Origin of the sequence: Kitasatospora sp. MBT66 (genome assembly GCF_000710405.2) — a bacterium.
Classification (GTDB): domain Bacteria; phylum Actinomycetota; class Actinomycetes; order Streptomycetales; family Streptomycetaceae; genus Kitasatospora; species Kitasatospora purpeofusca.
The window spans coordinates 201,823-211,587 of the sequence record NZ_JAIY01000011.1; the positions used below are offsets into that span (position 1 = coordinate 201,823).

Below are 9,765 nucleotides of genomic sequence, written 5' to 3' on the forward strand. Positions count from 1 at the left end.
TCGGACATGCCCGCTGTCGCGCTGGCCGTCACCGACGGCATGCTCCACTACGAACTGTCCGTGGCCGTCGAGGTCTTCGGATCCGATCTGACCCACCTCGTGGACCCCTGGTACGACTTCTCCCTCTGCGGGAGCGCTCCGGTGCGCGTCGGCCGCTTCCTCCTGGAGCCCGACCACGGACTCGACCAGCTCGCGCACGCGGACACGGTGATCGTCCCCGGCTGGGCCGACACGGACCGTGAGCCACCCGCCGAGCTGGTCGAGGCGGTGCGCGCCGCCCACGCGGCCGGTGCCCGCGTGGCCTCACTGTGCACGGGCGCCTTCGTCCTGGGCGCGGCGGGACTGCTCGACGGCAGGCGCGCCACCACACACTGGGCCCACACCCGGGAACTCGCCCGGCGCCACCCGGCGGCCGTCGTCGATCCGGACGTCCTCTACGTCGACAACGGCGATGTCCTCACCTCCGCGGGCAAGGCCGCCGCGATGGACCTGTGCCTGCACCTGGTCCGCCTCGACCACGGCTCGGCCGTCGCCAACAGGATCGCCCGACGCCTGGTCGTCCCGCCGCACCGCGACGGCGGCCAGGCCCAGTTCATCGCCACCCCCGTCCCCGACCCGGGCAACCACCCCCTGGGCGAGCTCTTCCCGTGGGCGCTGGAGCGACTGGACCAACCGCTCACCGTGGAGGACCTGGCCCGCCAGGCCCGCATGAGCTCGCGCCACCTCGGCCGCCACTTCAAGCACCTCACCGGCACCACGCCGCTGCAATGGCTCCACACCCAACGCATCCGCCACGCCCAGGAACTCCTGGAGACCACCGACGCCACCGTCGACACCATCGCCGCGACCACCGGCATGGGCACCGCCACCACCCTGCGGCGCCACTTCCACCGCAGTGTCGGCGTCCCGCCAGACACCTACCGCCGCACCTTCCGCCCCTGAAGCACAGCCCGAGACGCCGGTCGGCGGTGGCGGTGGCGGCGTCGGCGGCCCGTGGGCTCAGGCTTGTGCGGCCCGGCCGGAAGGACCGGGTGGCTGCGGGCGTACGCTGGAGGCCGGGCCCCTCGCGTCGACGAGCGTGAGGGGCCCGGCCTTCTCCGGCCGGTATTGATGCAGGTCAGGGCCCGGCGACGGTCCGGGTCCGGATCCGGGTCACGAGGATCGGGTCCGTTTCCCTGATGCTTGAGCGCGTTCAAGCTCTGGCGGCGGTGACCGGGTCGGCGCCCGGTACGACAGAAGGGCCCGGACCGCGCGTCGCGGTCCGGGCCCTGCCCTGTGCTTTTCTGCGACGGCGGTGCGTCAGCTCTTCGCGGTGTCGTCGCCCGCCTGCCCGGCCTCTTCGGCTGCGCCCGCCTTCTCGCGCATCTTGCGCACCAGCTCCGCCTTCTGGTCGGCCGCGCCCTGGCGGTCGAGGTTGCGGTGCGGACCGTTGTTCTGCCGCTCGGCGCGGGACAGCCTCTTGCGCTGGCCGCCGCCCATGCCAATGGGGTTGTTGATGTTCTTGCTCACGGTCAAGTGTCTCCGGTTGATGATGTGAAGTGATCTGCGGATTCATCGGTGGGGGACGGGCAGCGACGTCGAAGGATGTCAGCAGAGGCCCGTCACGCTCTCACTCGTGGATCGGCGTCTGGAGGAACAACAAGGACGTTACCCGGTTCCGCCCGCCCCGCACACCAACCTTCTCGCTGCCGCGGCGTCGTGCGGGCCTTCGCCCCTCACCCCGGGCCGGCCATTTCCCACGGGGAATCGCACAGCGCCGAGCCCTTCTGCTCAGTGCCGCCGATGCCACGGCCCGGGGCCGTGGCATCGGCGGCGATGCTCCGATCAGGCGTCGAGTGCCTGGCCCTCGCGCCGGACGAGCGGCGGTTCCACCGACCACGGGAAGTTGATCCAGTCGTCCGTACGCTTCCACACGTACTCGCACTTCACGAGGGAGTGCGACTTCTCGTAGATGACCGCGGACCGCACCTCGGCGACGTGGCCGAGGCAGAAGTCGTGCACCAGCTTCAGGGTCTTGCCGGTGTCGGCGACGTCGTCGGCGATCAGGACCTTCTTGTCGGTGAAGTCGATCGCCGCGGGGACGGGCGCCAGCATGACGGGCATCTCCAGGGTGGTGCCCACACCCGTGTAGAACTCCACGTTCACCAGGTGGATGTTCTTGCAGTCCAGCGCGTACGCCAGGCCGCCCGCCACGAACACACCACCACGAGCGATGCTCAGGATGAGGTCGGGCTCGTACCCGTCGTCGGCGATCGTCCGGGCAAGGTCACGCACCGCCAGGCCGAACTTCTGATAGGTCAGGTTCTCTCGCACATCAGTCACAGCGCCCAGTCTCCTCGGCAGTCGGCCCGGCACCGCACACCGGCACGCCGGGCAGGTCCACGGAGGAGCCGTCCGCGCGGGCGTCTCGGGCGAGCCGGGGCGGTTCGTCCTCAGGTCGCCCAGGGCAGCCGTACCGCCTCGACGCCAGTGTCGTTCAACAGGGCCTCGACGAGGGCCGAAGGGCCGGCGACCTTCGTGGCCCACAGGTCGTAGTCGGTGCACAGGACCCATGAGCGGTCCTCGGCCCAGAGGTTGGCGGGGCTGAAGTCGGTCAGGTCGGCCTCCGGGATGTCGTAGAGGCTCGCGGCGTCGCCGAGCCGCCCCGCCCGCACGTGGAGGTTGTCGAGGTCGAAGGCCCCGAGCGTCATCGGGTTGTAGTAGGCCAGGCAGCGGGTGTCCGGGCCTGCGGGGCTGTGCGCCGTGAGGATGTCGATCAGCCTGATCCAGGTCTCGCGGTCCAGGCTCCCCTCGGTGGGTGGGGCGATGCCGAGCGGCCAGCTGCCGTTCGTCCTGACCGAGGGGAAGCAGTGGTAGGCGGGCAGCAGGCCATCGGGCACAACGGGGTCGCCGGTACGCCGGGCCAGTTCCGCCCAGGGCAGGCGCCGCCAGCCGGGGCCCGGGTGCCCGGCGCGGCCCAGACCGCCCCCGGTGGTGACGGTGACGGCGTCGAGGTCGATGCCCCCGACGATGTCGCGCGGGGTGCTCCCCTCCGCCAGCCGTGCCCGGTGGTAGTCGTGGTGCGTGACGGCACGCGGCCCACGCTCGTGCTCGTACATGGCATTCAGCACCCACGCCGCATCGGGCATAGCCGGCGGCATGAACCCGGTCAGGCCGTCGCCGCACAACTCGAACAGCCAGTCCGTCGCACCGCCCGGCGCGAGGGGCCACAGGTCTGACAACGGGCTCGGTTCCTCGGACACGGATCCATTGTCCCCGCCGCCGCCACGGTCAGCGCGAGGGGGCCCTCGGAGTCGGCCGTAGGGCAGGCGTTACCCGCTGTCAGACCCCCGTGAGAGCATCGACGGTCAACGGGTCGTAGGGGCGATTCACCGATGTCTGCGAATGGCGGGGGTTTCTGATGGACGCGACGGAGTCGGCGCAGGCCCGCGTCGAGGACGCGGGCGGTGTCCTGGTCGCGCCTTCGGCGGTGCGGGGCCATGACGTGGTGACGCGGTTCCTCGGGTCGGTCGTCACGCCGGAGGAGCTTGCCTCCGGTGCGGTCGAGCTCGCGCGGAAGACCGTCTACCTGTGCGGCGACATCTCCGCGATCAGTGGCCTCCCTCTGCGGGCGGCCGCGCGGGTGTTCGTGGTGCGGGAGCTGTCGCACGGCTACGGCGGGGACGGGGGCGAGGGCGTCGACGCGTTGTGGAGTGTCGTCGGGCTCGGCCGGGTTCCCGTCCGGGTGCACGGTGTCGGCGTGTACTACCCGCGGTTCTTCGAACCGGACGCCGATCACTTCGGGCGGATCAGTGCGGAGCACGCGTTCCAGTCGCTGACCGAGTCCACCAAGCCCGGGACGGCCCGTCGCAGCGGGATCTATCTCACGCCGGTCACGCGGGACGGTGACGAGCTGCATTTCCGGCTGCTGCGGTGCTCCACGAACCTGTCGGGGCCGACCGAGGGCTTCGGCCCGACCGACGCGGGTGTCGTCGAGGCGCTGAACCGCGAGGCCGCCGCCGTGTTCCGCGGCCAGGCGCCGCTGAACCACGTCCTCGCCCAGATCTACCACAACACCGGGGCCACGGACGGGCGCAAGCAGTCCAAGGCGAGGATCTCGGCCCATGCCGACAAGACCAAGGACATGCCCGTCAACGGCATCATGGCCTTCTGCACCTTCTACGACCGGCTCGACGGGCTGCGGCCGCTGGCCCAGGATCCCTTCGACCTCGGTGTGAACGGTGTCAGTGGGCTGACCAGGCTCCGCTTCCACCTCAAGGACCAGGCAGCCGTGCCCGACGGGACCGCGCTGCCGCCGCAGTTCACACTGACCCTCCACCCCGGGTCCGTGTTCCTCGTGCCACTGTCCACCAACCGCCTCTACACGCACGAGATCCGGCCCTCGTCCTTGGACGCAGAACTGCTCCCGACCCGCCTGGGGTACGTGGTGCGCTGTTCGAGTGCCGAGGCCGTGCACCGGGACGGCCGCACGTTCCTCAAGACCGCCGGGGATCCGGTCCCGCTGGAGCCGCCCACACCCGCCGGCATGGACGAACTGCGCCGGCTGTACGCCGAGGAGAACAGGTCCTCGTCCTTCATCGACTACGGCGACGGATTCCGTTTCAGTATGAACACGGGAGACTACCTTGCCCCCCACCCCTAGCATCCCGGACCAGGTCCGCTCGTACGATCTGCCGACCGACGGGAACCTCTTCGCGGAGCTCTCCGCGTCGGCCCGCCTGGAGGGCACGGGCAAGGGCCGGCAGGGCGCCACACTCACCCGGATCGACGGGACGGACGGTGTGCCGCTCGTGCGCACCACCACCCGCTACGGCGGCCCGGTGCAGCGCTTCCGGGCGGTGCACGAGCGGCTGGCGCGGCGGATCCAGGAGCGTGCCGGGCTCGCGGTCGGCTTCAACAACGCGCTCATCGAGACGTACACGAACGCGTACACCACCATGGGCAGCCATTCCGACCAGGCCCTCGACCTGGCCGACGACTCGTTCATCGCCGTGTTCTCCTGCTACCGGTACCCCGAAACGGACCCGCCGCGGAAGCTGATCGTGGAACCGAAGGGGTCCGGTGGCGAGGCGTTCGGGGTCCCGCTGCTCCACCACGGTGCGGTCGTGTTCTCCGTCGAGTCGAATCGGCGGCTCAGGCACCGGATCGTCCTGGACGCGCCGGCCCGGACCGCCGACAACCAGTGGCTGGGCGTGACCTTCCGGACGTCGAGGACTCTGCTCCGGTTCCGTGACGGGCTTCCTTACCTGCCGCAGGGCGAACCCCTGGTCGCGGCGGACGAGGACCAGCGGCAGGAGTTCTTCCGGCTGCGGCGGCGCGAGAACCGTGAGGCGGACTTCGTCCAACCGCTGCTGACGTACACCATCAGTGCGGGCGATCTGCTGCCGCCCGTCTGACGCTGCGGGGCCCGTCCGCCCCGGGCGGGTTTCCGGGGGCGGACGGGCCGTCGGCATCGACGGGAGCGCGCCGGTCGGGAGGGATCAGCCGGCGGCAGCGGTGGTCGGCGCGCTGAAGGTCTCGCGAGGGCCGAAGTCGGTGTAGGTCAACGCGATGGTGCTGGTGACGGCCGTGCCACCGGTGGTCATCTTCATGGACTGCGTCTGGGCCAGGACGCGGCCGGCCCGGTCGATCCAGACGTCGATCTGCTTGCCGCCGTCGACGCCCTTGTCGACCATCTTCTGGTACTCCGTGGGGTCGATGGCCTTGACCTGGGCTGCCGTCAGGCGAGCGCCGAGGTGGTAGGCGGGGACGCCGTTCTTCTGCTCCATGCCCTTGCGGGCCGCGGGACCGGCCTCGACGAGGGCCTTGACGTAGACGGTGAGGTCGTCGGCCCGGGCCTTGTCGCCGCGCTCCTCGGCGCGCCAGGCGCTGCCCGGCTTGGTCCTGTCACGCATGAAGATCGTTGTGCCGGTGTTGACCGTCTCCATCCAGAGCGCCGGCTCGTCGCTGTCGGCGAGCGTCATCTTCGTCTCGGTCCGGCCCTCACGGGTCGGCGTGTTGTAGTTGACCCGGCCGGTACCGGCGAGAACGGATCCCACCTGTCCGCCCGCCGTCGCGGTGGTCTTCATGGTCTCGGTGGCGGCGTACGGCGTCCGGTCGGCGTTGGCCAGGGCGACGGCGGGGTCGAACGCCCCTGTGGCGTCGACCGGGGCGCCGGTGGGAGTCGCGGACGCGGTCGGCGTCGGGGTAGGCGTCGACGTCGGCGTCGGCGTCGGGACAGGTGTCGGCGTGGCGCTCGCGGTCGCGGTCGCGGTGGGCGTCGCGCTCGCGGTGGCCGGGGCGCCGGCGGCCGTCGGCGCGGACTGCGCGTCTCCGTCATTGCAGGCGGCGACTGCGGAGAGGGCGAGCAGCGTGGCGGCGGCGGTCAGGGTGGTACGGCGGATCGTCACAAAGGTCTCCGGTCGGGTGGATCAACAGGAGAACACTTTCACGAAACCCACCCATCATTCGACGGGTTTCCGACGCGCCCGTGCCACCGCGAGCTCGCTACGGAGTCGGCGACGGTCGGGCGGCGTCGGAGCCGCGCGAGGCGCTGTCAGGGGTGGGCGGTGCGCCAGGCGGTGGCGAAGAGGGTGGGAAGGGGGCCGGTGGGGACGAGGACGGCGTGGGCGGTGCCGACGCGTTCGGGGGCGAGGGTGAGGTGGGCGAGTTTCGCGGTCTCGACGGGGAGTCGGGGGGCTTTCAGGTCCAGCCAGGGCCCGGGGAGGAAGAGGGTGCGGCCGGCGCGGGGGCGACGGGCGGTGAGCACCAGGCCGGTGGCGCACAGCCGCTGCTGGGCGGCCTTCAGCGTGGCCGGGGTCCAGCCCGTCCACCGGCGGACCTGGCGGTCGGTGGGGTCGGGCAGGGCGAGCAGCATCAGGTAGAGCGCGGCGGCGTCCGTGGGCAGGTCGAGGGCGCTCGCGCAGGCGGCGACGACGTCCGGCGCGCTGCGGCGCGGGTCCTGTTCCCAGCCGGGGGTGCAGTGGGCGTCGGCGGCGAGGTGGTGGCCGAGGGCAGCCAGGTCGCCGGACAGCAGGATGCGCAGATCGGCGAGGGCGGGCAGGCCGGACCCGGCCGGCCGGGCCTGTGAGGGCTTCAGCTGGTCGTAGTAGTCGTCGAGCGCGTCCAGGACCGGGTCGTCGGCACCCGTGAGCAGGCCGGGGCGGACCAGGACGTGCCACTGGCCGGTGGCCGGTTCGTCCACCACCTCCACGCCGGGCAGGTCGGCCGGCGGGGGTGACGGCCTGCCGGTGGCGCTGCGGCGGTCGACGGAGAAGAGCCGCCACGCTGCTCGGGGTTCTGCCCGGTCGGACGCGTGCTCGGAGGTGTGGTCGGAGGTGACGCGCAGTGCGGCCGCGGCGAGTGCGGGGCGCAGCGGGTGGCCGGCGGGCGTGCGGTAGGCGAGCCAGGCCATCGCGTACGGCGAGGCGTACGGCGCGGGTGCGAAGTCGGGGTCGGGGTCGCGGTCGGAATCGCCGTCGGGACCGCCGTTGGTTGCGAGGGCGGCGGCGAGCAGGGCCTCCGGGCGGCGGCAGCGCCTGCGCAGGCCCGGCGGGACCGGGTCGACGGCCGGTCCGGGGCCCGTCGGTGCCCATTCGCCGGTGGGGAAGCGGATCTCGCGCCGGGCCAGGGCGAGAAGCTCGGCCTCGACCGGCGGCGCGCCGTACCGCTCGTGCCACCAGGCCACCGCGCGGTCGACGTCCGGCCCGTGCGTCCACAGGCGCTCCGGCTCGGTGGGCACCAGCCGGGTGCGGAACTCCCGGACGGCGTCGGCCCCGATCCGTCGGACGATCTCCTTCTCGGCGGCGCTCCGGGAGTCCCGGTGGTGGGTGCGGACGGCGAGCAGGGCGCCCGCCTCGGCCGGGGTCAGGGCGAGCCGTTCGGCCAAGCGCTCGACCGTTCCGGGGTGGGTGGGCAGCGGGCCGCGCTCGGCGAACAGCTCCAGATAGGCGTGCAGCAGGTCGGGGTCGATCTGCTGGGCCAGATCAACGCCGGTACGGACCTCGCAGCCGGCGGCGGCCGCCGGACCGTCCTCGGGGAAGGTGCCGCCGGGGGCGTACTCCAGCAGCACGGCCTGGTGGAAGCTGCTGTGGAGGACCAGCGTGGTCGACAGCGCGGTCCGGAAGAGGTGGCCTGCCGGCGGGGTGGGCCGGCGGTCCGGGCGCGAGACGTTGACGGTGCGCCAGCGGCCCGGGCCCCGCTCCGCCACGAACGGCAGGTCGGCGTACTCGCGCAGCCGCCCGGGGCTCGTGGCGTCACCGCGGAGCAGCTCGGTCTGCCAGTCGACGACCAGGTAGGGGAAGGCGGCGGACACGCCGGGGACGATCGTGCTGGGACGGTCGAGGTCGCCGCCCCAGAGGGGACTGCTCGTGGCCGCCTCGCGCAGCAGGCGGCCGACACGCACCCGTGCCGGGGTGGCGGGGGCGGAGGCCGGCTCGGCGGGAGGGTCGGCCGGCGCGGGAGGAGCGGGAGGAGCGGGAGTGGGAGGGTCGGCGGGCACCGCGGCTGCGGGGGTGAGCAGCGGCACCAGGTGCGCCAGTCCGTCCCGGCAGTTCGCGGCGATCTGCACCAGGCGGGCGAACTCGCGGCCGACCCGCTCCTCCTCGATCCCCAGGAGCCGCCCGATCCGTTGGCGCACCGAGCCGGCGGCGGCGTCGCGGAACACGGAGCGCGCCTCGACCGCGCCGAGCAGCAGGTCGGCGCCCGCCCGGTCGAGCGCGGGCTCCGGGGCCTCGGCCCGCACCGCGTCGAGCAGCAGGGCCGCGACGTCGACGGCGGCCAGCCGCCGGGCCCGGCCCGGGTCGGCGAGCGGTACGGCGGCGGCGCCGATGTGCTGGAAGCGGGCGAGCGTCAGCGCTGCCCCGTCCAGGTCGAGCACCGGCAGCTCGGCGAGTTCCTCGTCGCACCACTGCGCCAGCACGGCGCGTCCCGGTTCGGTGTCCACCAGGGTGGGGACCTTCGCCCACCCCTTGGGGTCGTGCGGCTGGTACCAGAGGTTGTCCGCGTCACCGCCGTTGGTCAGCTCGAACTCGGCCCGCAGCAGAGCCCGCAGCTCGCGGGCGAACCTCGGATCGGCGCACAGCGAGGACAGCCCGGGGCGCGGCGCGGTCTCGACGCGGTAGAGGTGCGGGTCGGCGAGCCGCGGCGGCGGGTCGGCAACCGGCGCGCCCGCGGCCAGCAGCAGGTCCAGCACACCCAGCCGCAGGACCGGGCTCCCCGACACCCGCCGGTCCCACCGGCTCGGGTACGGCAGGTCGACGGGCACGCCGTCGGCCGCGATCCGGGGCGCCAGCAGCGCGGCGATCCGGTGCACGACCGGCCTGGCGCCCGAGCGGGGCGAGCGGTCGGCCAGGAGGACGAGGGCGCGCAGCCAGTCGGCGGCGGTACCGGGTGCGGCGGTGCCGGGTACGGCGGTACCGGGTGCGGCGCCGCCCGTGTCGGCGGCGGCGGTGAGGTGCGCCAGCGCGCCGGTCCGCTCCAGGTAGTCGAGGGTCAGGTCCGCGTCCGGCATCCCGGGCTGCGGCCCCGCCGCGACCACCTCCCGGGCGAGGTGCGGACGTTCGGCCAGGACCAGTTCCCAGGCGGGGTCGGCGAGCAGCGCGGCCCAGAACTCGCGGGCGGCCGTGTGCCACAGGTCGCGGGCCGGCAGCAGCCGGCCGGCCAGTCGGGCGAGCTCGCGGGCCGGGTCGAGGCCGGCGGCTCGGGCGGTGCGCACGAGGTCGGTGGCGAGTCCGGGGCGCGGGCCCTCGCGGAGCGTGCGGTCGCCGAGCAGGGCGAGCGTGCGGC

General features: G+C 73.3%; 7 protein-coding genes and 1 pseudogene. 3 read left to right on the plus strand and 5 right to left on the minus strand.

The genetic code is table 11. The annotated features are described in order from the left end of the window. Positions 1 to 6 precede the first annotated feature (6 nt). Entirely contained in the window at positions 7 to 942 is a 936-nt protein-coding gene (locus BI06_RS31680) for a helix-turn-helix domain-containing protein (RefSeq protein WP_043473967.1), read from the plus strand. Between the two features lie 357 nt (positions 943 to 1,299). Here BI06_RS31680 and BI06_RS31685 read toward each other — a convergent pair whose 3' ends face one another. The 3 genes from BI06_RS31685 to BI06_RS31695 all read right to left on the minus strand — a co-directional run bounded on the left by BI06_RS31685 (position 1,300) and on the right by BI06_RS31695 (position 3,242). Continuing rightward, positions 1,300 to 1,515: a DUF6243 family protein gene (locus BI06_RS31685; protein WP_030397303.1), complete on the minus strand. Its 216-nt coding sequence runs from the start codon at positions 1,513 to 1,515 to the stop codon at positions 1,300 to 1,302. A 309-nt stretch (positions 1,516 to 1,824) separates the two neighbouring features. Then, on the minus strand, positions 1,825 to 2,322 hold the full coding sequence (locus BI06_RS31690; protein WP_030397300.1) for a phosphoribosyltransferase: 498 nt from the start codon (positions 2,320 to 2,322) through the stop codon (positions 1,825 to 1,827). A 110-nt stretch (positions 2,323 to 2,432) separates the two neighbouring features. Continuing rightward, a complete protein-coding gene (locus BI06_RS31695; RefSeq protein WP_043473969.1) occupies positions 2,433 to 3,242 on the minus strand; it encodes a hypothetical protein in 810 nt (269 codons plus the stop codon). A 158-nt stretch (positions 3,243 to 3,400) separates the two neighbouring features. On the opposite strand from BI06_RS31695, the gene BI06_RS31700 reads away from it, so the two are divergent. Beyond that, entirely contained in the window at positions 3,401 to 4,642 is a 1,242-nt protein-coding gene (locus BI06_RS31700; protein WP_043473972.1) for a hypothetical protein, read from the plus strand. After that, on the plus strand, positions 4,626 to 5,396 hold the full coding sequence (locus BI06_RS31705) for a hypothetical protein (protein WP_043473974.1): 771 nt from the start codon (positions 4,626 to 4,628) through the stop codon (positions 5,394 to 5,396). The genes BI06_RS31700 and BI06_RS31705 overlap by 17 nt, the downstream gene beginning before the upstream one ends. 84 nt (positions 5,397 to 5,480) lie before the next feature. Here BI06_RS31705 and BI06_RS52585 read toward each other — a convergent pair whose 3' ends face one another. Both BI06_RS52585 and BI06_RS49805 read right to left on the minus strand, forming a co-directional pair. Next, positions 5,481 to 6,389 (minus strand): hypothetical protein, encoded by a 909-nt coding sequence (locus BI06_RS52585; RefSeq protein ID WP_051742351.1) that lies wholly within the window; start codon positions 6,387 to 6,389, stop codon positions 5,481 to 5,483. Positions 6,390 to 6,535: 146 nt separating this feature from the next. Then, positions 6,536 to 9,765, minus strand: a pseudogene (locus tag BI06_RS49805) (hypothetical protein); the annotation flags it as partial.